This is a genomic window from Corynebacterium curieae (genome assembly GCF_027570035.1).
Lineage (GTDB): Bacteria > Actinomycetota > Actinomycetes > Mycobacteriales > Mycobacteriaceae > Corynebacterium > Corynebacterium curieae.
The window spans coordinates 108643-135510 of sequence record NZ_JAKMUU010000002.1; the positions used below are offsets into that span (position 1 = coordinate 108643).

Genomic DNA, 26868 nt, shown 5'->3' on the forward strand with positions numbered 1-26868 from the left:
CTTTTTTCGCTTTTCTAGGCTGAATTTTCCCAAAGTAGGAAGAACTCTAGGCTTCGTCTTCTCGCTTCCGGCGGACCAAGAATACACCTGCCGCAACCAACGCTAGACCTACGGCCAGCAGCCCAAGAACGTTCGCACCTGTCGAAGCCAAACCAAAGCTCTTGGATCCGGTGTCTTCAGCAGAGGACTCACCACCATCGCTATTATGCGAACCAGAACCATTACCGATCGAAGAATCTCCTCCACTTGCAGCTGGAATTTCAGAAGTAGCAGAGCTCCCCCGCCTACTTGCTGAATTCTCGTCTCGTTGTTTGCTTGCCTTATCACCAGAATTCACGCTGCTTTCCGGTGTCGCTTCTTTTCCACTCGGCTCAGAGGTAGTGATCGTATTTCCCTGCTTATGCTCTCCATCGCCATTGCCCGGCTCGCTCGGCTCTGGGCGAGTATTAGTAGCTGAGCTAGATCCCGGCCATGGGAACGGCAGCGGGATAGGCAGCAACGGCTTGCGCGATGTCGGAGTCGTTGTCTCGGTAGTCGACTCCTCTGCCTCCGTTGGGTTATGCGGTTCACTCGGCTTTTCGACCGTCGTTACGACAATCGTAGGCTCGCCAGAGACAGTCGTAGTTACCGTAGACGTTTCCGGTTTATCCGCAGGCTTGCCCGGCTCACCCGGCTTTCCAGTCGGCTCTTCCGGCTTGCCCGACTCACCCGGCTCATTGGACTGTGATGCCGATGGTGGGAGATCAGTGGGTTCCTTCGACCCAGGGTCTCCCGGCTGCGGCGTCGCGCACCCGCAATCGTTATACGTTGCCTCTATTTTCACCGGCGTTTCAACCTTCGCGCCGTCGCTACGCTCATAAATAAGCTCGACTGGATCGACTTCACCGGTGAATCCTGGCTTTGGTGTAAAGGTCACAATGTGGGTGTCTGGGTCCACCTTATAGACGCCTTGGCCGACGGTTTTGGTCGTCCCTCCATCGGAGAACTTCAACGTCCCCGGCTTGATGTTTTCATCCTCAACCTTGACTGCGAAGGCCTCATCCTTTTGCGCGATCACCTTAATCTTTGAAGCCTCAACACGAACTTCTACATCCTTTACAGTCGTAGTGACTGGATCTGGAGTAGCGGTAACGGTGACAGGGTCCGGTGTCACAGTCACCGGAGTTGGAGTTACTGTGACCGTCGCTGGTTGAGGCTCTGGGGTGACAGTCACAGTAATCGGATTTGGAGTCACTGTAACCGGCGGATGCTCAATAATGGTGGGCTCGCCGTTTACAGTGGTTGTAACTGGATTCGGGGTCACCGTAACCGGTGGTGCAGTTACGGTAATCGGGCTCGGCTCCGCAGTAACAGTAACTACCGTTGTCTGTGGATCCGGAGTGACCGTCACCGGATCTGCAGTCTTAGTTACGGTGACGGGATCTGGAACCTGCGTAATCGTGACTGGTTCACCCGTCTTGGTCACCGTGGTGGTTTCGACTGGACCTGGTTTTTCCGTAGTCACAGTGGACTTCTCAGTAGTAACAATTGGATCCTGCGTCCTAGTCTCAGTAACGACCGCAGTTGTCGACCCAGTTACGGATACCTGATAGGTCGTAGTCTCCTTAGCACCAGTAGCTGTGGTTGCTTGAACAGTCACAGGGACTGCCGTGCCGCTGAAGCCGTCCTCAGGTGCAAAGGTAACTACACCAGTTTCTGAATCTATGGTGTAGGTCCCCTCGTTTGTATGCAGTATGTTGCCATTCGCGCCTTCTAGCGAGTAGGTAATAGTCCAGTCCTTGGGGAATGACGGGAACATGTCTTGGCCAGACTTAGAGTTCTGCTCGTTACCCTTTTCTCCAGTGGTAACTGAGGGAGAGGTCTTCGGGGAATTGTAATACCCAGAGATAGTGGCAGTTTCTTTCGACCGCACTCCATCTGTGTTTGCTGCAGTGTAGTCAACTGGCGTCGGGGTACCATAGAACCCATCTACAGGAGCGAAGGTGAAATTGCCGTTGTTATCGACTTTCCACTCGCCTTGATTCGGGATAGAGACCGACTTTTTATCCTCGCCCAAAGTAGCACCATCTGGCGCAATTAACTGAACCGAAGATTTATCGATTGTCTGGGCATATCGAGGAGTTACCTGCAGCTGTTCGCCAACATTGGCTACTTTCGAGGCATCTTGCAGTGGTACTGCGACTTCATCAACAACCGCCGTATATTTGGCCTTTGGCTCACCTTGAACGTTTGTCAATCCAACCCATACTGGCTGAGCAGTACCAATAAAATTAGCGGCTGGAACAAATTCAACTCGGCCAGTTTTCGGATCGATTGTGAAGGTACCTTCACCATCGATGGTCAGCTCCGTAACCGGCTTTCCTTCTGCGTTATACAAGGTGAACTCAGCTTTATCCCACCATGTTGCCTGGGACATATTCGGGAACATTTCTGCGGCTGATAGGCCCTGGTCCTGCCGTCCCTTATCATCGGAGTGCTGTTTCACACCTTGCTTATCAGTCGTCACGGCAGAAATGGGATCTGGCGTGGGATAGAACGCAGAAATTTGGCCTGGCACTTGTGCTGGAATGCCTTGATTATTAGATGCGGTATAAGAAATTGGAGTTGGGCTGCCGACGAAAGCTCCGCCCTCGGCATCAGGCCCTTGTGGCCTGAAGGTAAAGTTGCCGTTTTGATCAACCCGCCAGGTTCCTTCGCCTGGGACCTCCAGTGTCTTCCCGTCGCTATTCGGATCGCTATCAGCGATACGAATCGTCGCCAGATCAATCGAAGGATCTTTGCTGTAATCTGGTTTAACGGTAATCGGCTGACCGATTCGCCCTGCCTTTTCATAAGCGGACGGTACCTCTACTCGGATAGGGATGACGAATGGACGGTAGACGCTCTTCATCTCGGCAGACTCGCCTTGTGCGTTCTTTAAACCAACTGTTCGGATTCCGACCTCAGGTGCATCACCGGTAAAGGTTTTGTCCCCCTCAAAGGTAACGGTGCCGTTAATTGGGTCAAGCGTATAAGTGCCTACGCCATCCGCGTTCAACTTATTACCTTCAACAGGATTGCCAGCTGTGTCCAACAGCTGGAATTTTACTGGACTATCAGACTGGCCATACCAATCGCTTGGAAGATCGGGAAACATCTCCGCAGTAGTCCGACCTAAATCGTTGGCGTCCTTGTCGGTGCTATTTTGCGTACCGCCCTGTGGTCCTACTGTAGTAGCTGGTACCGTTTGCGCAGAAGGATAGGTAATCGCTACGCGACCTTGACCATCTACAGTGGATCCGTCATTCGCCTTTGCGGTATAAGCTACCGGCAGCGGGCTGCCTACAAATCCTGGTACAGGAGTGAAGGTAAACGATCCCTTATCATCTAAGGTCCAAGTTCCCTGTCCATCAATGTCTAGCTTTTTGCCTACCGGATTTCCTTGGGAATCAACGAGAGCCACCGTCGACGGATCGATATTACTACCCGCATAGTCCGGAGCGACGCTTTCAGGCACGCCTAACTTTGGAGCAGTCTTGGCAGCAGATGGCAATATATAGGTGTGCTTTTCTACGGTAGGTACGTAACGCGCCACCAACCTCGAATTGACCTTGCTGCCGCGTGAGGTGGTATTCGTAGCCTGAATCTCCACACCGCTTGCCTGCTTAGAAGTGGAATCTCCCAAGAACGTGGGATCGGGCTCGAATTCGACGACACCGGTAGCCGGAACAATCTTATAAGTGCCCTCTCCATCCACGGTTAAGCTGTCGACAGGAGTATCTCCGTCGAGCAATCTGAATTGAATGGGATCCCCGAACCACGATTCTGGGAGTCCAGGGAACATCTGAGTAGGGGTCAAACCGGCATCGCCCGGGGAATTCGTATCCGTGGAATACTGAGGTTCATTTACCCCGCCAATGGTGGTGGCGTTACGCGTAACAAGCGGATTATAAGTCACTGTCACCGTGGATGGCTCCCGTGCAGCGATCTTGTCCACGCTCAAGGCGGTGTACTTCACCGGTGTAGGATTACCCAAGAATCCTTTTTCAGGGGTGAAAGTGAATTGGCCATTGTCATCAACGGTCCAGACACCCTGGCCCTTTACTGCCAATTCCTTGCCAACACGCTCACCCTTCGCATTGACTAGATCGACAGAAGTGGGATCAATAGCTGGCGATCCTTCTGGTTGATAGTCAGGAATGGCTTGCAAGGCCTCACCAACATTGCCGTTGTTGAAAGCCGGCTGAAGAAAGACGTTAGAAGAGGTTACGACGGGAAGGTAAGTGCCGTCTGCTCCCTGCTTCTGTCCGTTGGCAGTGGTCAGGTTTTTGATTCGAACCCCTACAGCAGGGGCCGCGCCGGTGAAAAATGCATCCGGCGTAAAGCTAACCTCGCCAGAGGAAGGATCAATCTTATAGGTCCCAACGTTTGCAACTTGCAAGGTATTGGACTCGACTACTTTACCCTCTCGGTCCACCAGTTGATATGTAAAAGAGTCATACCAATTGTCTGGGTAGCCGGGGAACATCTGCCGTGCGTTAAGGCCCAGATCACCTTCGGAGGTAGTCCTGTCCGTAGATCTCTGCACCGTCCCCTGTGAACCATTGGTAGTTGCCGTGCGTCCATCCGGAACATCGTAGGTAACGGTCAGGGTAGCTTTCTTGTCTTCATTCTCTGCTGGAGGCCGCGCCACAATTCCAAGGGAATTCTTAGCGGTGTATTGAATCGGCGTTGGATTTCCCAAGAAACCAACATGTGGAGTAAATGTTACGGTTCCATCGTCATTCACCCTCCACTCTCCTTCCCCCTCAACGGAAAGAGTTCGGCCCACGCTTTTCCCTTGGGCATCAATCAGGGAAAGACTCTTTACATCAATCGCTAGCTGGCCATCCGTCTGCGCAAAATTCGGCCGCAGCGTCACTGAGCGCCCGACCTGCTCGTTTATCGAGGTATCGCGTATAACCACGCTTGGTTTGGTCACCGTGGGTGTATAGGTAGTGGTAACTTCCTTATACGATTCGTTATTGGGGTTAATCGTATGAGCCGGACGGGAGCTCCCATAAGACATGACATGCCCCGGATCCCCGTTAGTATTCGTGGTCATATTTGATACAACAACGCGGATCGGGGTGGCATTTTTCTGAGTCAACGAAGCATCGTCAAGCTCTTCTGACGAAAAGAAATCGTTATTCGGCGTGAAGGAAACCTCGCCTGAATTAGGGTCGATCTTATAAGTGCCTTCCTCAGTGGTTAGCTCATTAGTGACATCACCCAAGTAGTTTTCACTGTCGTCAGTGACATATTGATCTTCACTGATAGAGGCCTTGCCGGCAATCTGATCGCCACGGTCAATCTGGAAGGCATAGGTAGGGGTAAAGTCACCCCAATTCATGCCTTCGGTGATTCCACCAAACCCTTGCGATGCCTGTGCCTTCTGCGCGCTTCCGAGCCCGCCTGAAGAGCTGAGCATATTGGTGGGCTTGCCCGGCAAACCAGCCGTTGCATACTCAAACTTAGCTTTGGAGGGATCTCCCTTTGTAATATCTGCACCTACCTCCACTGGTAGTGGTGGAGCGTAACCGATGTAGCCAGGCGCTGGGGACCATTTCACGGAAAATACATTGCTCTGCGCAACATAGCTCCATGTACCAAGCTCCGTAGCAATGCTGGTGGAGTTATTAAACGGATACGGCCGATCGGTACTAGAAAAGGTATGGCGGTATTTGGTCTGGTTCGCAGATTCCCAGATGTTCAACGGAACAGGGCTGCCCCACAGATCGTAGTTTCCCGTTTTAGCAACCCCGGCAGCGTTTACTGCATCGCGGCTGAGTGAAACACTGCCAAACCGAGTACTGGGATTAGATCGGATAGTACTTGCCCATGGGACAGAGGCAGGGTTCTGATCATCGTAAACAGAGGTGGTACCAGTAATGGTCTGACTTGCTGCGAAAGCAGCGGGTAGCGGGGCTAGGGGGCTATCTACAACTTGGACAGTTGTTAGTCCAACAATGGCAATGGTTGCAGCGCTTAAGGTTCGCTTAAATAGTGCGGCTTTGAAGCGCTCATGGGTCGATTGAGGGCTCATTAGGGAACTCCAATCCTCTCGTGATATGAACCACAAATCTTATAACACTATGCCACAATTTACCCCTTTAAAATTCCTGTCAGTTTCCCCTCACAGGTGATAAATACCCAGCGTATATCCTATAAATCGCAATGACGAGCGCTAGAATCTCTAATCGGCATAATCATATTGGCCAGAAGAAGACAAACAAAAAATGGGCCTCCGAAGAGGCCCATTGAGTCGAAAATGTTAATCGCGCCAGCGTCCACCGCGCTTGCGTCCGCCACCGTGGTCACGGCGTGGCGGGCGGCCAGTGTCCTTTTGAATCTTGATCAGCTGGCCGGAAATGCGGGTATCCTTGAGGCGATCCAGCACTGCCGGGTCAAGGTTCTTTGGTAGATCAACCAGAGTATGGCCTACCGCGATGGTGATGCGGCCAAAGTCCTTGGCTGACAAGCCGCCTTCATTGGCGATGGCACCCACGATGGCTCCCGGGCGCACATTTTGCCGCTTGCCGACGTCCAACCGGTACGTCTCAAAATCTCCGTCCGGTCGCTTCGGACCACGGCCCTTGCCACCGCCCTTGAAGTCGCGGTCGCGGCGGCGATCGTCGCGGCGGTCGCGATCGCGCTTCGGCTTCGGCAGGGGCTTGTCTTCCATTAGGAAGTTCTTGCCACCCTGCAGCATGACAGCGAGGGCTGCAGCGATGTCATCCATGGCCGCGTTATTGTCCTCGGAGTACTTACGCACCAAGGTGCGGAAGAAATCCGCCTGCTTATTGTCCATGGAGTTGGTAATGGACTGCGCAAACTTTTCCTTGCGCTTTTCATTGACCTCATCGACGGACGGCAGTTCCATCTCTTCCAAGCGGGCGTTGGTCACGCGCTCGATAGAGCGCAACATGCGGCGCTCGCGCGGGGTGACAAACAAGATGGCTTCGCCGGAGCGTCCCGCGCGGCCGGTACGGCCGATGCGGTGCACGTAGGACTCGGTATCGTTCGGGATATCGAAGTTGACCACGTGGGTGATGCGCTCAACGTCGAGGCCACGGGCGGCGACGTCGGTAGCCACGAGGATGTCTAGGCGGCCATCCTTGAGCTGATCGACGGTGCGCTCACGCTGCGCCTGTGCAATATCACCGTTGATGGCGGCGGCGCTAAAGCCACGGTCACGCAGGGTCTCGGCCACTTCTTCGGTCTCATGCTTGGTCCGGCAGAAGACGATGATGGCATCGTAATTGATGACCTCAAGGATGCGGGTGAAGGCATCCATCTTCGCGCGGTGCGGAATGAGGAGGAAGCGCTGGGTGATGTTGTCATTGGTGCGGCGCTCGGACTTCACCGTGACCTCGGCGGGGTTGTCGAGGTACTGCTTAGAAAGGCGCCGGATAGCGTTCGGCATGGTGGCCGAGAAAAGCGCCACCTGCTTGCGGTCCGGGGTGTCTTCCAAGATGCGCTCGACGTCCTCTTGGAAGCCCATGTTCAGCATCTCATCGGCCTCATCAAGGACGAGGAATTGCAGCTGGGACAGATCCAGCGAGCCCTTCTCTAGGTGGTCGATAACGCGACCTGGGGTACCCACGATGACCTGGGCACCACGGCGCAGACCCGACAACTGAATGCCGTAGGCTTGGCCGCCGTAAATAGGCAGGACCTCGACGCCCTTGAGGGATTCGGCGAAGGACTGGAAGGAGTCCGCTACCTGCAGGGCCAGCTCGCGGGTTGGTGCGAGCACGAGTGCCTGCGGATGGCGGGCCTTGGCGTCAATTTGCGACAGGACAGGCAGCGCAAAGGCCGCGGTCTTGCCGGTACCGGTCTGGGCGAGGCCGACTACGTCGCGGCCTTCCATCAAGATCGGGATGGTTTCTTCCTGAATGGGGGACGGCTTGGTAAAGCCTACTTTCGCAACGGCCTCCAGAATTTTCTCTGGCAGGCCAAGATGCGCGAACCCCTGGGAGTTGTCGTTGGCCGAGTCTTGGGACTCAGCGCCGGTGTCCTCAGAAGTATTCGCAGCCCTGGTGTCCTTGGTGACACCTTGCGAGTTGTCCTGAGATTCCGACTTATTAAAATCTTCCGGCTCGTTGACGCCGCCGGTGGCGTTATCGGTAATGCTCATTGCTTCACCAACCCTACGCGATTGCAGCCCCAAACTCCATTGCGCAGCTCCACGGCATACTTGGCCAAGGCTTCCTGCAATGTTCGATGTAGTTCGAGAACAAAAAGGCCGCCCGCTATTTCAAATAGCGGCGGCCATTCGGAGGAGCGCTAGGCTCCCGCGACGAAGGTGCGGTAGCTCAGCGGCATACCTGGACGGTAGGCCAAGTGCACGGCGCTGGGGGCGTCGAGCACGTGCAAATCAGCGGCGGCACCCTCCACAATGGTGCCCTTGGCGGGGCGGCCCTGTGGATCGAGGCCATTGCCAACATTGTGGCGGCGCAGGGCGGTCGCACCGCCGGTGGTGGCGGCGTGGATAGCCTCGTCGACGGAGAGGTGCTGCTGCAGGACCGCGGTGGTCACGCAGTAGTTCATCGAGGAGGTATAGGACGTGCCGGGGTTGAGGTTGGAGGCGATAGCGAGGGTGGCGCCGGCGTCGAGAAGCTTGCGGCCTGGGGCGAGCGGCTCGCGGGTGGATAGGTCGCAGGCTGGCAGCATGGTGGCCACGGTATCGGAATTGGCCAGCAGCTCCACGTCCTCGTCGCTCAAGTGATTGACGTGGTCTACTGAAGCCGCGCCCAATTCGACGGCGAGGGAAACACCCGGACCCTCTCCCAACTGGTTGCCGTGCACGCGCAGGCCGAGGCCCAACTTTTTACCGGCTTCCAGCACACGGCGGGATTGCTCCTCGTTGAACGCGCCGCGCTCACAGAAGACGTCAATCCACTGCACGTAGGGAGCAACGCCCTCGAGCATGGGGCCAACGACCTCATCGAGGTACTCCTCCGCGTCTGCTCCCGGTGGAACCAGGTGCGCGCCCAAGAAGGTCACGTCATCGACGTGGCGGGAGGCAACCTTGGCGGCCTCCACCTCGGACTCGGTATTAAGGCCGTAGCCCGTCTTGGTCTCGAAGGTGGTGGTGCCTCCGCGGCGGCCGGCGGCCACACGGTCCGCTACCAGCTTATCCAAGCGGTCAGTGCCGGCCTGGCGGGTTGCGTCCATGGTCACGGCGATGCCGCCTGCCTCATAGGAACCGCCGGAGATACGGGCCTCGAATTCGGCGGAGCGATCACCGTCAAAGACCATGTGCGTATGTGAATCTACCCAGCCGGGCAGGACGGCGCGGCCACCCAAGTCGACCTTCTCATCGGCGGCCGGAGCATCGGAGGCTGGGCCGATCCAGGAGATGGTGCCGGATTCGGCGATAATGGCGGCGTCGCTAAGCGTGCCGCGCTCGCTGACCGTACGGAGTTCTGAAATGCCGGTAAAAAGTGTGCTCATCTAGTCCCTTGCCTTGAATTCCATCGGAATGCGGACGCCGCGCTCATCGGCGACCTCCTTTGCGCGAGTGTAGCCGGAATCGACGTGGCGGATAACGCCCATGCCTGGGTCATTGGTAAGCACCGCACGCAGCTTGGCTGCGGCGAGCTCGGTGCCGTCGGCAACGGTGACCTGGCCTGCGTGGATGGAGCGGCCCATGCCCACGCCACCGCCGTGGTGCAGGGAGACCCAGGTAGCGCCCGAGGATACGGCGGTCATGGCGTTGAGCAATGGCCAGTCTGCCACGGCATCGGTGCCATCGAGCATGGCCTCGGTCTCGCGGTACGGGGAGGCCACGGAGCCAGAATCCAGGTGGTCGCGGCCGATGACAATCGGCGCCTTGATCTTGCCCTCGCGCACGAGGTCGTTGAAGAGCAGGCCGGCCTTGTGGCGCTCGTTGTAGCCCAGCCAGCAAATGCGTGCCGGCAGGCCCTCGAATTCGACGTACTCTTCGGCGGCGTCGAGCCAGTTGTGTAGGTGCTCGTTGTCTGGGAAGAGCTCCTTGAGCGCTTGGTCGGTGACCTTGATGTCCTCCGGGTCACCGGAAAGCGCGGCCCAGCGGAAGGGGCCCAAGCCCTCGCAGAAGAGCGGGCGGATATAAGCCGGAACGAAGCCCGGGAACTCGAAGGCACGCTGGTAACCGGCCTTGCGGGCCTCATCGCGGATGGAGTTGCCGTAGTCAAAGACCTCGGCGCCCTCATCTTGGAATTCGACCATTGCCTGGACCTGAGCGGCCATGGATTCGCGGGCCTTCTTGGTAAAGGTGGTTGGGTCTGCCTTGGCTTCGTTGTGCCAGTCATCCACGGTAATTTCAGAAGGCAGGTAGGACAGCGGGTCGTGTGCGGAGGTCTGGTCCGTGACGATGTCTACGGTAAATTCCCCGGCGCGCTGGCGGCGCAGAACCTCTGGGAAGACCTCGGCGGCGTTGGCTACTAAGCCAACCGATAGCGGCTTCTTGTTTTCCTTTGCCTCGAGGACCAGCTTGAGGGCCTCGTCGAGGTCGGTGACAACCTCGTCCAGGTAGCGCTTGTGCTGGCGGCGCTTGAGGCGGGTCTCGTCCACGTCCACGATGAGGCAGGCACCGCCGTTGAGGGTGACAGACAGCGGCTGAGCGCCGCCCATGCCACCGCAGCCACCGGTCAGGGTAAAGGTGCCGTCCAGGCTGCCGCCAAAGCGCTTCTTAGCTACTGCCGCGAAGGTCTCGAAGGTGCCCTGCAGGATGCCCTGGGTGGCGATGTAAATCCAGGAACCGGCCGTCATCTGGCCGTACATCATGAGGCCCTCATCTTCGAGCTTGCGGAAGTGCTCCCAATTAGCCCAATCGCCTACAAGGTTGGAGTTAGCAATAAGCACGCGCGGTGCCCACTCATTGGTCTTCCAGATGCCCACCGGCTTGCCGGACTGCACCAACAGCGTCTCATCGGACTCGAGGTCTTTGAGGGATTCTACGATGGCATCAAATGCTTCCCAGCTGCGTGCTGCACGGCCGGTGCCGCCGTAGACCACGAGGTCCTCGGGGCGCTCCGCAACCTCGGGGTCGAGGTTATTCATGAGCATGCGCAGGGGCGCTTCGGTCTGCCAGGACTTGGCGGACAATTCGGTTCCGCGCGGCGCGCGTACTTCGCGTGGTTGAGACATGGCTTCCTTTCGTCGTGCTTTTTCGACGCCCTCCCAAGCCCCCCTAGGCCGGTTTCCCGGGGCTGTCCCCGAGGACTTGCTCGGCGTCACATGTCATAAGGTACTGTGACCCAGCTCTGTGTACCATGCCACACAAACCCTAACTGTCTCGTATATGAGACAACCCCACAATGATCTAGGATGGCCTGCATGCGTAGGTTCATCCCCCTCCTTTCCGTGGCCCTCCTCGCCGCTTGTTCCACCCCCGCCGAGGAGCCACAGCCACCCCACTATGTGGCGCTGGGAGATTCCTATGCGGCCATGGGCTCGACCACACTGCCGCTCGATCCGCCCAATACCTGCGTGCGCGCACAAGACTCCTACCCCGAGCTCGCAGCTAAAGACATGGGCGCAGAGCTCACCAACGTCGCCTGCCAGGGCGCAAGCACCCTCGATGTACTCTCGTCTGCCGGCGAGCACCCCGCCCAGGTCGATGCCCTGCGGGAGGACACCGACCTGGTCAGCCTGTCCGTCGGCGGCAATGACGCCAGCTTTGTGCGGCTTACCCAATGCGCCACAGACGATATTTGCCAGACGGAATCCGGCCCGCAGATAGACATGGAAATTCGCGATCTCCCCCGCCGGCTCGACAAGGTCTATGCGGAAATCCACCACCGCTCCCCCAATGCGAAGGTCCTCGCCACCGGCTACCTCCCCCTTATCAAGCACGGGGAGACCTGCCCCTTCATAGAAAAAATCCCGGCCAGTGACCGGGAGTGGTTGGCAGAGTCCATCGAGCGCATCAACCAAGCGGTGCGCGAGGCCGCCGTGCGCCATGGGGCTACTTACGTGCTTGCCGACTCCGCCTTAGACCACACCGCCTGCTCGCCCTCCCCATGGGTGGATTTTACGGGCAAGGAGACCAATTCCTTTCCCATGCACCCCACCCACGCGGGCCAGCAGGCCATGGCCGAGGCGCTACGCGCTGCCCTCTAACCCGGCGCGCGCGGCGTCGTCAGAGCCGGGAACGCGCATCTCGAACCGCTCCGTGACCACGGTGTAGTCAAAGTAACCCATGCGCGCAATGGGCTTAATCTTGAGAATATCGAGCTTGCCGTCCTCATCAATGACGGATTCATCAATGTGAATCGTCTTGACATCCGCCACCACGAGGTCGATGGTGCCCACCTTGGAATTTCCGGGCACGCGCAAGGTGGTCTTGTACTGGCACTCGAACTTCACCGGCGATTCCTTCACCATGGGAATGCGGTGGTTGTCCGCATATTCCTTGGTCACGGAAAGGCGATCCCATTCGCTTTCGCCATAGTCGAGCACCTGGGCCGACTTGTTGACTTCCTCGCGCAGGTCATAGGTGGCCATATTCCATACGAACCAGCCGGTTTCTTCCGCATTGAGAACCGTATCCTTGCGGCGACCATCCGGGTACTGGTTAGCCGAGAACATCACCATGGGTGGATCGAAGGTGAGATTTTGCCACTGGCTATAGGGAGCGATGTTTTCGCGACCTTGGCCATCAACACTAGACAGCCAACCAATGGGCCGCGGAACCGTGCTCGCCTTAAACGGCGAAAATGGCAAGGGGTTAGGTTCAGATTGCGGGTGCCAAGAGATGTTTGACATATTAATCACGCAGCTTTCCAATTGCAGTTTCGACGGCCTCTAGTAAGACGCCGTCCTTTACTAGGCGCACGGTCTCTTCGATTTCCGGGAAGAGGTAGCGGTCCACTCCTGGGCCCTCGACGGTCTCGCGCAGCTTCGCAATCACCGCACCAGTGCCCTTGGCCGGGGCACCTTCGCGCATGTCAATGGCGCGGGCGGCGGTGAGGATCTCCACAGCGAGTACCCGCTGCAGCCCATCGACGGCCTTGCGCAGCTTGCGGGCTGCGGACCAGCCCATGGACACATGGTCTTCCTGCATGGCCGAAGACGGAATGGAATCGGCCGAGGAGGGATTAGCTAGGCGCTTTAGCTCGCTGACGATGCCGGCCTGAGCATATTGGGCAATCATGTGGCCGGAGTCGACACCGGGGTCATCAGCAAGAAAGGCATTCAGCCCGCGGTTGCGCGCCGGGTCCAAGAAGCGGTCCGTACGGCGCTCAGAAATAGAAGCTAAGTCCGCAGTGACGATGGCGAGGAAATCGAGCGCATAGGCCACCGGCGCGCCGTGGAAGTTGCCATTAGAGACCACACGGCCATCCTTGGCCACCACCGGGTTGTCCACCGCGGCGGCGAGCTCGCGCTCCGCCACCTGGGTGGTATGCGCCAAGGTATCGCGGAAACCTCCGGCCACCTGCGGGGCACAACGCACAGAGTAGGCATCTTGCACCTGGTTCTTTTTGAAATCTTCTAGCGCGGCTTCCAAGATCTGCGAGCCTTCCGCCACCTGGAGGATATTCGCAGCAGCAGCAGCCTGGCCTGGGTGCGGGCGCAGCTGCTGCAGGTCATCAGCAAAGACCACGAGGGTGCCTAGGAGGCCTTCTACGGTCATAGCGGTGGCGATATCGGCGGTCTTGGCAGCCGCGCGTAGATCCGTAATGGCCAGGCAAAGCTGGCCGAGCATGCCATCGGTGCCGTTGATAAGCGCAAGGCCTTCCTTCTCGCGCAGCTGCAGCGGTTCGATGCCGGCTGCGGCAAGGGCCAAGGCTGCATCCTGCAACTCGCCGTTTACGCGCACCTCGCCCTCGCCCAGTAGGGCCAGCGCGCAGTGAGCCAGCGGCGCCAAGTCACCGGAGCAGCCCAGCGAGCCGTACTCGCGCACCACCGGAACGATACCGGCGTTAAGCGCCTTGGCGTAGGTTTCTACCACTACGGGGCGCACACCGGTACGGCCGGTGCACAGGGTGGACAGGCGCAGCAGCATCAGCGCACGGATGACTTCTTCTTCCACCTCCGGGCCGGTGCCCGCAGCGTGCGAACGCACAAGGGAAAGCTGCAACTGGGCTCGCATCTCCTCCGGGATCTGACGGCGAGCCAGCGCGCCAAAGCCGGTGGAAATGCCATACACCGGGGTGGGATCCTGCGCCAGTTCTTCTACGCGCTCGCGGGTGGCGGCCACCTCTTCTAAGGCTTCGGGCGCAATCTCCACCGTCGCCCCAAAGCGGGCAACAGCCACGACATCCTCAATGCTCAACGCACCGACATTTACGGTGACGGTGGTTGGATAGGCGTTAGGCATGACAATCTCCTTGTTCCGGATCAATAGCTAATAATGTGTCGCGCGACAGCCCAACGCGATAGATGTATGCTACCTCACTTATTCCGTTTGCGATACATCTTTTCCGCCACTTTGTCAGTTGCTGCCATCAGAGCACGTATAACGTCATCAACTCGGCCTTCAGGAGTCCCCACCGGATAAGTTACTGCCAACGCCGCTGCTGGCCGGTCCAAGTGGTCCAGTATCGGTGCGGCTACCGAAGCTTGGCCGCGGGTAATCTCTTCCACCTCCTGATCCCAGCCTCGCGCAGCCACTAAGCGCAGCCGCTTCTTCAATTCTGTAAAACCGCATCCACCGGAGGTATCAAAGGCAGCACGCACTTCCGACGCAGGTAGAAAGGCCAGCATCGCTCGCCCAGAGGCTGTTTTGTGGGCCTGCAGGCGAACACCGACCTCAGTGACCAAATATGTAGCGCCCGGTGCACGAACTTCTTGCAGGTACAAAATTTCCGAACCTGCCATACGGGAAAGGTGTCCTGAACCGCCTACCAACCCTGCACAATGTTCCAAATCTCGGGTTGCCATACGGACTAACGGCTGTTGCGTCACATATGCTGAAGCCATCGAATACGCAGCTAAACCTAAACCGTAGGTTTTATGCTCAGGCAAGTGGACGACAAAGCCAGCGTCAACCATCTCTGCCAACAAATGGTAAGTAGAAGACCGTGGCAGCCCCAGTTCGCCTTGTATCCTGGCAGCAGAAATTGGCACGTCAATCGTCGATAGCAACTTAAGAATCTCTAACGCATGACGGGCCGCTGGAACTCGATTAGTACTCACATTTAGTGATTGTAGGCAGAGTTTCCTGCCATATCCCGCGGTCTTACCTACCATCGATAACCATGAACACTGAACAAGCTGAACTTTTCACCCCCGCCCCCGAATGGTCCGGCCGCTCCGATGGCCCAGGCCCAGAGCATGCCCGCTGGCATAGCGTTATCAATCAGTCCACCGAATCCCCCGCCCCAGTAACCCTCCTGGGCTTTGCTTCTGATGAAGGCGTGCTGCGCAATGGCGGCCGCCAAGGTGCCGCGGCGGGCCCCGCCGCGCTGCGTTCCGCGCTTGGCTCCTTGGCGGTGCACCATGAGCACGCGCTTGCCGACGCCGGCACGATCACCACCCAGGCCGATGACCTCGATGGTGCTCACAATGCTCTTTCCGATAAGGTGCAGGAACTCGTCCAGGCCGGCACCCTCCCCGTTATCCTCGGCGGCGGGCACGAGACTGCCTTTGGCTCCCACCGCGGCCTCTACCGCGCGGTAGGCGCCACCAAGATCATTAATCTGGACGCCCACTTCGATCTGCGCCGCGCCGATCAAGCGACCTCCGGCACCCCGTTCAAGCAGATTTCGGAGCTCACCGATGACTTCGATTACACAGTGTTGGGCATTTCCCGCCCCAATAACACCAAGGTGCTCTTTGATGAGGCCGAATCCCTCGGTGTAGCCATCACCTTGGATGAGGAGCTGGTCAACCTCACCCCGGCCGAGTGCGGCGAGCTCGCCGCCCGTGCCACCGAGGGCAAGGACAAGGTCCACCTCTCCATCGACCTAGACGTATTGCCCGCCTCGACCGCGCCGGGCGTATCCGCCCCAGCGTCCCTAGGCGTATCTTATGAGCGCATCCGCGCCATGGCCGTAGCTATTGCGCGGACTGGAAAGCTGGCCCTAGTGGACGTCGTCGAGCTCAACCCCACCTTTGACATAGATAACCGCACCGCTAAGGCAGCGGCGCGGCTTATCGACGACATCGTAACGGCCCACCTAGAGGCCTAGCCACTTTCTCAAAACAGCAGGTGCGCAATCGGGGTGGCGATAAGGATGGTCAGCGCCACGCGCTCAAACCAGATGATGACCAGGTGGGTTAGCTTCACCGGAATCTTGGTAGCCAAGATGCACGGCACCAGCGCGGAGAAGAAGATGATGGCGGAAACCGCCACCACGCCGATAACAAACTTGACCACCATGTTGTCGCTGCCTGCCACCGCGGTGGCAGGCAGGAACATCTCTGCAATGCCCATGGCCGCACCCTTGCCTGCCTGTACCGGCTCGGGCAGCTGCACTAGCCACGCGAACGGGTAGAACAAGTAGCCCAGCCACTCAAAGATAGGCGTAAAGCGCGCGAGCAATAGGCCAATAAGACCCACCGACATAATCGAGGGCACGATGGCCGCTGCCATGCGCACGCCATCGCGCAGGTTCTCCCAGATGGATTCCCACAAGGACGGCGCGCGCTGCAGCGCCAGCATGGCCTCGCGCCACGCATTTTTGAAGCGCGAGCCTTCAACTGGCTTTTCTGGGTCTGGGTGCGCATCTGCAAAGTACTCGTCTGGAATGGTGCGCAGCGGCGGAATGCGCACGGTAATGGCCGTAACCACAAAGGTCACGATGAGGGTGACAATGAAGTAGGTGCCCCATACCTTCATCAGGTCAAGCTGCTTAGCCACGATGACCATGAAGGCCGCAGAGACCGTCGAAAAGCCGGTGGCAATGATCGCCGCCTCGCGGCCGGTATAGCCGCCCTTTTGGTAGACGCGGTCCGTGACCAAAATGCCTAGCGAATAGGAGCCCACGAACGAGGCCACCGCGTCAATGGCTGAGCGCCCTGGTGTCTTCCACAACGGCCGCATGATGGGCTGCATGAGCACGCCAACAAATTCCAGCAGGCCAAAACCAATGAGAAATGCCAGGAACGCACCACCGATAGGCACAATGAGGCCTACCGGAATCGCGATGGAGTTCCACAGGAACGGCACTAGGTCCTCATCACCGAGCACCCACGGCAGCGCATCGATAACCATAAGGAACGAGATCACCGCACCCACGATATTGAGCACCGCAAAGACCGCCTGCAATACGCTTTCTTTAAACGCGCCGGTGGTAAAGCTGCGCACCGTGCCATAGACGGCAAGGGCAAAGATAATCCACGGCACCGCCGCTGGAATCCCCTCGCGCACCATGGTGACCATGTGGTCCAAAGGAATGGAACGCTTATCCTGATAAGTCACCGGCAGGAAGAATACAAACGCGCCAATGGCGCTATATAAAAAGAGTTTCCACCGTCCGCCAGGCTGCGGGATTTCCCCGTCATGGCTCTGAATGGAGGAATAGACCGATTCGGTAGAAGTCACAGTAAAACCGTCCCCTCAAGCTTGCATACAAAATTCAAGCCCGCGTGACAGCCTTACGCGAACATTGGAGATATGTTATCTAAGTAACAGCTCACTGTCTAGACGTTTTCGAGATCCAAGGCACAATAGAGACATGAGTGAACCCATTCGCGTCGTCGGTGCCGTCTTCCACGATGGCGAGCGTTTTCTAGCCTGCCGCAAGAAACCGGGCAAACCATTAGAAGGCCACTGGGAATTCCCAGGTGGAAAAATTGAGCCTGGCGAAACCCCCGAACAAGCTCTAGCTCGAGAAATACACGAAGAGCTAGGCCTCAAAGCCGAAGTGGGACCAAAAGTTACGACAACCACCTACAGGTACGAATTCGCGACCATTGAGCTAACCACATTTTATTGCACACTTGTCGACGGCGACCTACGCCTGACCGATCACGACGCTACAAAATGGGTTACCCCCACAGAGGCTGACAATCTAACTTGGGCTCCCGCTGACATTCCAGCGGTAAAAGCACTAAGTTCTAGTCACAGTTAAGAAAAGGAAGAGTCTTCCTTTCGTAGCAACCTTCTGCCAGCATTCGGCGGATATCCCCCGCTAAACGCAATACCAATTGTGGATCAGATTCCGCCAACACTGCGATTTCCTGCGTTGCCTTTCCTCCGTTGGTCGTTAGTCCTTCATATGACGGGCGCGCAGAATAGAGATCAGAATATTTCCGCCCGACGCCATTTACATTCCTGAATTTGGGACCTGGCTGAAATGCTTCACCATACATAACACCACTAGCCAGCAGGTTAGAAACTCTAGATATTTCTTCCTAAGGCCCCGTAGTTGGCCAACCTAAGCGGATGCCTATCTCAGCCACCAGAAGAATCTCATCGCGTAGCCATTTTGGGCTTCTCAATCCAATCTCCAATCGAAAGGGAATACAGGTTTAGAATGCTGGCTTTGCCCTTTTAACGAGTTCAAACTCTCTGGGAAATGCAGCAATTAAAAAGCACCGGAGGGCAGTACCCTCCGGAGAAAATTTATTTGGCTAATCCTCGAATGCGCCAATTGAAACTCCAGAGCCTTTAAAATTTGGTCATTATGAGCACTAGACCCGACTCTTCCCTACCTTTCGGTGTGTACGAGACCCCAATTACGTACCGAGTTCGCGAGCGCATGGACGACACGCTAAACAATTATCCTGCCGCAGGATTTGGTATAGGAAGAAGTTCCGATCAAGAAGCTCATGGCCGCTATGCCTCAGCGGTTTCTCAACACATCGGATCACTTCTTGAGCACCGTCTCTACAGTTTGAAGTCCCCTGAAGATCGAATTGCCTTAATCAATAAGATTGCACTTCTGCTAGACGAGGATGAAGGAATCGATTCCGAGGAGCTCCTCTACGCTGTTTATAACTCCGGGTTGGCGGAACCTCCCATTCTTCCGGACGTATCGCTCACCAAAAGTGCCCTGTTTACCAATGCTCAGGGAGAGTCGAGTTTAACCAGCGAAATCGAGAGAGAAATACAAACTGCTGATTCTGTAGATCTGCTTTGTGCTTTCATCAAGAACTCCGGCATTAGCGTCCTCGATAGACAGCTCGAGTACCTTCGGGATAAAAAGATCCCATTCCGTCTTCTCACTTCTACCTACTGCGGTGCGTCTGACGCAGCCGCGCTCAAACGATTGATTGAGAAGTATCAGGCTGACGTGAAGATTTGCTATGAACACAAATCGACTCGTCTTCACGCCAAAGCTTGGCTCTTCCGCCGAAAATCCGGTTTCGACGCGGCTTTTATTGGTAGTTCCAACCTGTCAAAGTCCGCTCTCGTCGATGGCTGGGAATGGAATGTTCGCGGGTCCAACACCGCAACCCCGGAAGTCATCGACAAGTTCATTAAGACTTTCGATAGCTACTGGCACGACAGTCACTTCAAGACTTTCGATCCTAATATCGACATGGAGCGGCTCGAGCAGTCTCTCCGCATTGCCAAGGGCAGTGAAGTTCCCGGAGCGCTTCGCCAACTGGAGTTATCTGGCCTAGAGGTAACACCCTACCCCTACCAAGAAGAGATGCTCGAGGCGCTGCGGGCAGAGCGAGAGGTAAAAGCTCGACATCGAAACGTCCTGGTGGCTGCCACAGGAACAGGAAAAACCGTAGTTGCCGCACTGGATTACCGAAACCTATGCGAACAATGGAAGCGACGTCCCCGCTTGCTCTTCGTAGCTCACCGGAAGGAAATTCTTCACCAAGCCCGACGGACATTCCAGGAAGTACTCAAAGACGCCGACTTCGGTGAGCTGCTAGTCGACGGCGCTGAGCCTCGCCGCTGGGATTATGTTTTCGCCAGTGTGCAATCTCTTAGCGCTTCCCGACTAAAAAAGCTAAATCCCAAGCGTTTTGATGTCGTAGTAATCGACGAGTTCCATCACGCACAAGCTCCCACATATAGGGCACTTTTGGACCACTTTCAGCCACAAGAACTCTTAGGCTTAACGGCTACTCCGGAACGCGGTGATGGCGAAAACGTTCAGAAATACTTTGACTATCGCGTAGCTCATGAACTGCGCCTTTGGGATGCTTTGCGCCTACAGCTCTTAGTTCCTATGCATTACTATGGGATAGCTGATGGCACGGATCTTTCCTCGTTGACTTGGAGCCGAGGTAAAAAGGACTACAACTCCAAAGAGCTCTCCGAGTTCTACATCAAGTCAGGCGAAAAGCGCACCCGCTTCATCATCAACGAGCTAAACCGACGCATTTTCGATCTTTCCCAGATGAAGGCTATCGGGTTTTGCGTCACTATTGCCCACGCAGAATATATGGCGCAGCAATTCCAGCAATTTGGAATCCCAGCGCGAGCCGTCACAAGCGATCTCCCCGCTACGGAGCGAGCCCAAGCCATTAAAGATCTGGAGACTGGCAAGGTCAAAGTCCTGTTCTCCGTAGATATATTTAATGAGGGCGTAGATATTCCTGCTGTTAACACCCTACTTTTGCTCCGCCCAACGCAAAGCCCGGTGATCTTTCTGCAGCAACTGGGTCGTGGTCTCCGTCTGTCTCCAGGAAAAGACTCCTGTGTCATTTTCGATTTCATTGGCCAGCAGCATGTTGATTTTGATTTCGAGCGAAAGTTCCATGCCTTAACCCGGAAGCGAGGCAAACTCTTAGCTGAAGAAATTGAACAGGGCTTTCCCACCACTCCACCGGGTTCACATATTCAGTTCGATGAAACGACAGCCGAGCAGGTTCTCCGCAATGTCAAGAAGATCTCACGAAATTCCCTACGTAATGTGCGCGCATTGCTCTCTGAAATTCGAACCACAAATCTCAAAGAGTTCCTTGAGGATTCGAACCTGCAACTAGAGGACATTTACCGCCCATCAAAGTATTCGTGGACGCGACTGCTTCGAGAGGAAGGCCTGCTTAGGCAGAACTCCGACAAAACCGAATCATTTCTACTTAACCGAATTCGGGTCTTCCTCCATGTCAACGATCCACACCGAATCGATGCCTATCTGCGTATCCTTTCCACCCCAAGTCTTCGCTACGCCGACATGGAACCATCCGACCAAGCTTTCACCCGAATGCTCGTACTCGGATTCTGGGCGAATTCAAATTCTCAGCATCCTGGTTCCTTTGACGCAGCTCTCACCGTCTTGCGCCAGCATCCGCAAGTTGCTTGGGAATTAGAGCAGGTTATGAAACTGAGAAGTGACTCCTCGCGCATCATCCCGCAGCATAGCGATAATTCCGTTCTAGAAACACATGCGGATTACTCGCTGGCCGAACTTATCGGCGCTTTAGAGTCGGGAAGCCTTCAGCAGCTTGCGAACCTGCCTCGAGAGGGCGTGAAATACTTTCCCGATATCAACACAGATCTTTTCTTGGTGACGTTTCAAAAGGACGAACAAGTAAGTGCCTCCACGAATTACCGAGACTATCCAATTTCGCCCGATCTTTTGCACTGGGAATCTCAATCAACAACGACCTTGAAATCGAAGGCGGCTAGGCGATACATCGGCCATCAAGAGCGCGATGGAAAAATTCTCATTGCCTCGCGCTTTACCAAGAAGAACGAAGTCGGGACAGCGAGCGCATATACCTATCTCGGTGCAGTAGATTATGTATCCCACCATGGGGAAAAGCCGATCCAGTTCGAATGGAAGCTCCAAAGGGCAATGCCCAAGGCACTCTATGCTGCGGGACGAACGGTGGCCTAGAAATCCAACCGAGAAATTGAAATACCCGTTTTACTGATAACAAGCACCACTCTCCCTATAGTGATTAGAAACACAATCAATCGAGAGGGTGCTATGAGTCAGACCAGCGAATCGAGTTCCGCCCGGCCTGCAGAGGACATGCACGACACTGGAACAACCGACCAGGCCAGAGTGAAGTGGACCTTAGTCGGTCCGGGACTAGTTGCCGCAGCGACAGGTGTCGGCGCAGCCGACCTAGTTGCCACTATGATTGCCGGCCAACGCTATGGCTACGCTCTCCTGTGGGCGGTCATTATCGGTACGATAATGAAGATTGTGCTGGTCGAAGGTGTCGGGCGGTATAGCCTTGCTACCGGAAACACAATGTTCCATGGCTGGCGCGAGTTAGGTCGATGGACTTCCTGGTATTTTGCCCCCCTATATCGTTATTTGGGGACTTGTTTATGGCGCTGCATCGATATCCGGAGCTGGTCTCGCCCTCAGCGCCCTTTTCCCAGGAACCAGCCTCGAGATGTGGGCAATTATTTCCGGAATAGTCTGTTTTGTTCTGACTTGGCTTGGCCGGTATCAACTCTTTGAGAAGCTATCAGCCATTTTGGTCGGAATCATGTTTGTCACCGTGGTGGGTATCGCCGCCATTACAGCTCCGAACCTTCCCGAAGTCATCGGAGGTTTAGTACCGCGGATTCCGGATGGCTCCTTCGTGTACGTACTGTCCATCGCCGGCGGAGTGGGCGGCACAATTACTCTTGCTGCCTACGGTTACTGGCTGCGTGAAAAGGAATGGTACACGCCGAAATGGATACAGGTTATGCGCATGGACAATGCGGTGGCTTACTCAGTTACCGGTATTTTTGTTCTGGCTACACTCGCACTGGGTGCTGAGCTCCTCTACAGCGCCAACGTCGCGGTCTCCGATAATGACCAGGGCCTCGTCGATATGGCAGACGTTCTCGAGGACCGCTACGGAACTTTCATGTCCAAATTGTTCATTGTCGGGTTCTTCTCTGCCGCATTCTCTTCCTGCCTTGGTGTTTGGAACGGCGTGTCTCTAATGTTTGCCGACTACATCGGTCACCTCAAAAAGATCCCGCAAGGCGATCCCCGAACCAGTACAGGTGGAAAGTACTACCGCGCTTACCTCATCTGGCTAACCTTCCCACCAATGCTGCTTTTGCTCCTTGGAAAACCAACCGGCCTTATCATCGCCTACGGAGTCCTGGGCGCTTTGTTTATGCCGTTCTTAGGCCTTACGCTTTTGGTCCTGCTGAATACCAAACACACCCCAAAGCAATGGAGAAACGGCTGGATCGTCAACACGTTGATGGCGATTATTTCCGTTGCCTTCGTTTATCTATGCGTTTCCCAATTGGCTGAAATTTTTTAGCCGAAACACAAATACTTACTTTTCTTGCGGCACTCGCATCGGCTTATTCCCCACCCCGGCGTGCGGGTCTCGGCCGAAGATCCAAGCAATGATGCCGATAAGTGCGATGGCGCCGCAGACGGTGAAGGCGAGGGGGAAGCCGCAGGCGTCGGCAAGCAGGCCAATAAGCATAGGTCCCAAGATCTGGCCGAAGTCTCCTGCCATCTGGAAGGTAGAAAGCACCTTGCCGCCGGAGCGGTCATTGCCCACGATATCGCCCACCGCGGCCTGCTGGGAGGGGTTGATAAGCCCGGAAGAAGCGCCGGCGAAAGCGGAGATGAGCAGAAGGAACCACACGCTGGTGGCCATGCCCATGAGCACCATAAAGATGGCTGAGCCGACGAGGCCGATGAGGATGAGCGGCTTGCGGCCGTGGATATCGGACCACCTGCCGGAAAACTGCAAGACGATAGCGTTGCCAGCAGCAAAAACGGCAAGCGCAAGACCGGAAGCAGCCGCGCCATTGTGGAAGATGGAAGCGGCAAAAAGCGGAAGGACGGATACGCGCACGCCCATGTTGATCCAGCTATGGGCAAAGTTGGAGGTCAGCACCGCACGGTAGGCAGTATCGTCCCAGGCCTCCTGCAGGCGCATCGGCGGTAGCTTGTCCTTGCTGGCCTGCTTGTGGTTGACGCGGGGCATTTGCCACCAGACGACGAATGCGGCGAGCGCGACACCCGCGCCGTAGATGAAAAATGGCCAGCGGAATCCCAGAAAGGAGAGGCTAGCGCCGAGTACTGGGCCGGCGACGTTGCCTAAAAGGAAGGCCGTGGCGTAGGTGGCAGAGCACTTGCCGCGAATCGTCGGCGGGGACATGCGCACAATAAGGCCCATGGCAGAAACGGTGAACATGGTCGAGCCGATGCCGGCTATAGCACGCAGGGCCACGATATGCCAGTAGCTTTGGGCGATCGAGACTAAGCCCGTAGTAACCGCAACGGTCATAAGCCCAACGAGGTAGACACGGCGCGAGCCGACGCGATCTACCAGCGAGCCGGACATGGGCGCAAAGATAAGGCGAGAGGCGGCGAAGATGGATACCACAAGGCCCGCCGCGGCCATGGAGACATCGAAGCTCACCACGAACTGCGGCAAAAGTGGGGCGATGAGACCATAGCCTAAAGCGATAATAAAGGCAGCGGTGACCATGACCCAGATTTCGCGTGGGATCTTTGGTGCTTCCCCGTGTTCTACTTCCCCGCTGTGTGTATTCATCATATCGGCTGCAACTCTAATCCTTGGCGTGGTGGAAAGCCATTTTCGATTATCGTTCGAACACCTGTTTTATTAACGTAGGGTGATGTCCGGGTCGGGTTCTAGTGTGATGAGCATGCACAACGTACAGAAGAACTTTTCCCAGCACACCCCGATGTCCCTGCCGCAATCCGCCAGCGAGGTTGCCGCAGACTTGCTCTATCACGAATACGACACCATCAAGTCCATCGCGGCCATCATGCACCACCCGCGGTCCCTAGCACGGCCCACTCCCACCTGGCGCCCACCGATAAAGCAGCTTCCCACTCTCGTCGGTGGACCAGGCGGCGAATACTGCATGAGCATCACCCGCCACCGCGTGGGTGCGCGGGTTAAGGCTCGCGTGCGCGGCTTTGGCCAAGACCGAATTCCGGCCTACCTCATTACCATCCGCATCACCGAGAACTTTGGCCAGCCGGTCGAACCCGCTGTAGCCGAAGGCTGGGTGCGCACACTCGTGCCAGCAGAGTTGGTCGACGCCGTCCACGAGGTTTCCCGCGGACCGAATGCCACCTACGTGTGGCTCGTGGATAGCTCCTATCAGCCGGTCCACTCCCCCGAGTCACTTTTCGCAGGCTTTAGCCAAGCCGCTTAAGCGGACGCGTGTTGTTTGGCTGCCCTCGCGGGCGTGGCCGATGCGTCTGATTCTACACGCGGATCAGGCGCATCAAGGACCTTGCGTAGCACCTCGCTATTGAAGGTCACTGTATAGTGCCGCGCCAGGGCCCTTGGCATAAAACGTAGGACGAGGCACGCGATAAGGACGGTAAAGACTTTATCTAAGACATCTGAGGTAAGCCCCTGCGAGATGATGGCGACGCGCTCGTCTTGGAAAATCAACTCATAGAATTTGGTGAGGTTTTCTGGCCCCTTCCGTGGGCGGCCGCTGAAGGAAAAGATGAGCACGTACACGCTAATAACCCCGGCACCGAGTCCCATACCCAGTCCAGAAAAAATGGTCCACGATAGCTTCTTAAACGCCCCTCGCCTAGCCAATAACCCCACTGCAGCGCCAATAAAGATGCCCACCGGGGCAAAAGCAAGATCATAGGCAAAGTACACTCCGCTCAGCACAGTGGTGGTCAAGCCGGTAGCCACTCCAAGCACTGGGCCGGCGATGATTGCCACAATGGCGGTGCCGATGCAATCGAAGAACAAAGGCAATTGCGAGCGCACCGTCAACGAGCTCAGTAACAGGTTGAACGAAGCACCGAATACCGGATAAAAGAGGATACAGTTAGGAACCAAGCCGTGCTGCGAGGTGTACAACAGCACAGAAGCCACAAAGAGAAGAACCCAAACGCTTGCGGTTAGGTAGCTTTCAAAGGTCACGTTGACCGTGGAATAAAGGCCAAGGACGGTGCAAAACCAAGCGGCAAGCGAGAGAGCCACTGCGACAATGACGAGTACGTATCGCCAGGTAGTATCGCGGGTCGAGGCCATGGTTTTCCTCCTCGTAAGGCTGGGCTAAGGGTATGGGAATCATACAAAGCCTAATTTGGGGTGCGCGAAAATAGCAACGCGAAAGCCCAGCCTAGGTCGCAAGAAGATGCGGCTGGCTGGGCTATGAGAAGTGGGGGCTACTTCTCGTTGTCTTCGTCTGTTTCGTCCTCGAAGTCGCTTTCCTCGCCGTCAAAGAAGTCTTCATCTTCGTCATCTTCGCCGAAGATATCGTAGACATCCGGCTCTTCGTAGTCCTCATCATCAAAGGACACCAGCTGTGCCTCCCAATCCAGGGCCTGCTCAGAAACGAGGCCGAGGACATCGAAGAGGCGATCAAAGTCGGTATAGGTTCCGAGCTCGAGGGCCTCAGCGGGAACCTCTACGATGGGAACCTCATCGAAGTCGGCGTTATCAAAGAGGGCGATGCGGTCAGCCTCATCAAGATCTTCGTCCTCTTCATCTACTTCCCAGGCCTGAGCAACTGCTTCGTCCTCAATGTCATCTAGGTCATCCTCATCAAAGTCGAAGGCGAGGAAGCGGACAATGGCGGACGGGACGCCATCGATAGTTTCCACCAGAACGCGCAGCTCCGAGTCATTGGCAACTTCTGCGACGACTAAGTGCGGGTTGAGCTCGTCTTGGGCAAATTCCAGTTCCGCGATGCGCTCATCGGTGCCCTCTAGGAGATCGCGCAGGACGGTGACTACTTGGTCGGTGGCGATGTGGCGGGATACCGCTTCCACGGCATCGTCTACAGAGAAGGCGACGGAGACAAGGACCGCCTCAAATTCCTCATCGTCTTCATCAACGTCCGCCGCGGCGATATAAACATTCGCCGCGGGGAGGAGCGGATCGATTTCAATAAATTGGATTTCCAGATCAGAGGTGATCGGAACGAACATGACGTCATCATTGACGCGGGACTCGATGCCCTCGGCATCCAATGCAGAAGCAATATCTTCGAAAAAGCTCATGGTGGTTTAAAATCCATCCTTCGGAAGCAGAGGTTCCCACGGTAGGCAAGCCGCCGCCCGCGGTCAC

17 protein-coding genes and 1 pseudogene are annotated in these 26868 nt (G+C 56.3%); 7 read left to right on the forward strand and 11 right to left on the reverse strand.

The window, feature by feature from the left end:
- Window positions 1–46 precede the first annotated feature (46 nt).
- The 4 genes from L8V01_RS04740 to hutU form a co-directional block, all read right to left on the reverse strand.
- A complete protein-coding gene (locus L8V01_RS04740) occupies window positions 47–5590 on the reverse strand; it encodes an LPXTG cell wall anchor domain-containing protein (protein WP_269945997.1) in 5544 nt (1847 codons plus the stop codon).
- A 702-nt stretch (window positions 5591–6292) separates the two neighbouring features.
- Complete coding sequence (locus L8V01_RS04745; protein ID WP_269945998.1) at window positions 6293–8158, reverse strand: DEAD/DEAH box helicase; 1866 nt, start codon at window positions 8156–8158, stop codon at window positions 6293–6295.
- 149 nt (window positions 8159–8307) lie between these two features.
- Complete coding sequence (gene hutI, locus L8V01_RS04750; protein WP_269945999.1) at window positions 8308–9477, reverse strand: imidazolonepropionase; 1170 nt, start codon at window positions 9475–9477, stop codon at window positions 8308–8310.
- Window positions 9478–11154: a urocanate hydratase gene (gene hutU, locus L8V01_RS04755; RefSeq protein WP_269946000.1), complete on the reverse strand. Its 1677-nt coding sequence runs from the start codon at window positions 11152–11154 to the stop codon at window positions 9478–9480. It abuts the gene before it with no gap.
- A gap of 189 nt (window positions 11155–11343) precedes the next feature.
- On the opposite strand from hutU, the gene L8V01_RS04760 reads away from it, so the two are divergent.
- Window positions 11344–12129, forward strand: a complete 786-nt coding sequence (locus tag L8V01_RS04760; RefSeq protein WP_269946001.1) for an SGNH/GDSL hydrolase family protein — start codon at window positions 11344–11346, stop codon at window positions 12127–12129.
- Here L8V01_RS04760 and L8V01_RS04765 read toward each other — a convergent pair.
- From L8V01_RS04765 to L8V01_RS04775, 3 genes are all read right to left on the reverse strand, one after another.
- Window positions 12112–12774, reverse strand: coding sequence for a flavin reductase family protein (locus L8V01_RS04765; RefSeq protein WP_269946002.1), 663 nt, complete (start codon window positions 12772–12774; stop codon window positions 12112–12114). The genes L8V01_RS04760 and L8V01_RS04765 overlap by 18 nt on opposite strands.
- Before the next feature lies 1 nt (window position 12775).
- A complete protein-coding gene (gene hutH / locus L8V01_RS04770) occupies window positions 12776–14329 on the reverse strand; it encodes a histidine ammonia-lyase (protein ID WP_269946003.1) in 1554 nt (517 codons plus the stop codon).
- 74 nt (window positions 14330–14403) lie between these two features.
- A complete protein-coding gene (locus L8V01_RS04775; RefSeq protein ID WP_269946004.1) occupies window positions 14404–15147 on the reverse strand; it encodes an IclR family transcriptional regulator in 744 nt (247 codons plus the stop codon).
- 62 nt (window positions 15148–15209) lie between these two features.
- Between L8V01_RS04775 and hutG the strand changes: the two genes are divergently transcribed.
- A complete protein-coding gene (hutG, locus tag L8V01_RS04780; protein ID WP_269946005.1) occupies window positions 15210–16142 on the forward strand; it encodes a formimidoylglutamase in 933 nt (310 codons plus the stop codon).
- 8 nt (window positions 16143–16150) lie between these two features.
- Here hutG and L8V01_RS04785 read toward each other — a convergent pair whose 3' ends face one another.
- The gene (locus L8V01_RS04785; RefSeq protein WP_269946006.1) at window positions 16151–17497 is read right to left on the reverse strand and encodes a YjiH family protein; all 1347 of its coding nucleotides are present in this window, start codon (window positions 17495–17497) and stop codon (window positions 16151–16153) included.
- A 133-nt stretch (window positions 17498–17630) separates the two neighbouring features.
- Here L8V01_RS04785 and L8V01_RS04790 point away from each other — a divergent pair, with 133 nt between their 5' ends.
- The 4 genes and pseudogenes from L8V01_RS04790 to L8V01_RS04805 all read left to right on the forward strand — a co-directional run bounded on the left by L8V01_RS04790 (window position 17631) and on the right by L8V01_RS04805 (window position 23091).
- On the forward strand, window positions 17631–18026 hold the full coding sequence (locus L8V01_RS04790) for a (deoxy)nucleoside triphosphate pyrophosphohydrolase (RefSeq protein WP_269946007.1): 396 nt from the start codon (window positions 17631–17633) through the stop codon (window positions 18024–18026).
- Window positions 18027–18581: 555 nt separating this feature from the next.
- Complete coding sequence (locus L8V01_RS04795) at window positions 18582–21704, forward strand: DUF3427 domain-containing protein (protein WP_269946008.1); 3123 nt, start codon at window positions 18582–18584, stop codon at window positions 21702–21704.
- Window positions 21705–21950: 246 nt separating this feature from the next.
- Window positions 21951–22058 (forward strand): annotated as a pseudogene (locus L8V01_RS04800) (Nramp family divalent metal transporter); the annotation flags it as partial.
- A gap of 55 nt (window positions 22059–22113) precedes the next feature.
- Window positions 22114–23091 carry an Nramp family divalent metal transporter gene (locus tag L8V01_RS04805; protein ID WP_269946009.1) on the forward strand — a complete coding sequence of 326 codons (978 nt, stop codon included), beginning with the start codon at window positions 22114–22116 and terminating at the stop codon, window positions 23089–23091.
- Window positions 23092–23106: 15 nt separating this feature from the next.
- Here L8V01_RS04805 and L8V01_RS04810 read toward each other — a convergent pair whose 3' ends face one another.
- On the reverse strand, window positions 23107–24348 hold the full coding sequence (locus L8V01_RS04810) for an MFS transporter (protein ID WP_269946010.1): 1242 nt from the start codon (window positions 24346–24348) through the stop codon (window positions 23107–23109).
- A 112-nt stretch (window positions 24349–24460) separates the two neighbouring features.
- On the opposite strand from L8V01_RS04810, the gene L8V01_RS04815 reads away from it, so the two are divergent.
- Window positions 24461–24979: a hypothetical protein gene (locus L8V01_RS04815; RefSeq protein WP_269946011.1), complete on the forward strand. Its 519-nt coding sequence runs from the start codon at window positions 24461–24463 to the stop codon at window positions 24977–24979.
- Here the strand turns inward: L8V01_RS04815 and L8V01_RS04820 are convergent.
- A complete protein-coding gene (locus tag L8V01_RS04820) occupies window positions 24976–25827 on the reverse strand; it encodes a hypothetical protein (protein WP_269946012.1) in 852 nt (283 codons plus the stop codon). The genes L8V01_RS04815 and L8V01_RS04820 overlap by 4 nt on opposite strands.
- 137 nt (window positions 25828–25964) lie before the next feature.
- Window positions 25965–26801: a DNA primase gene (locus L8V01_RS04825; protein ID WP_269946013.1), complete on the reverse strand. Its 837-nt coding sequence runs from the start codon at window positions 26799–26801 to the stop codon at window positions 25965–25967.
- Window positions 26802–26868 lie beyond the last annotated feature (67 nt).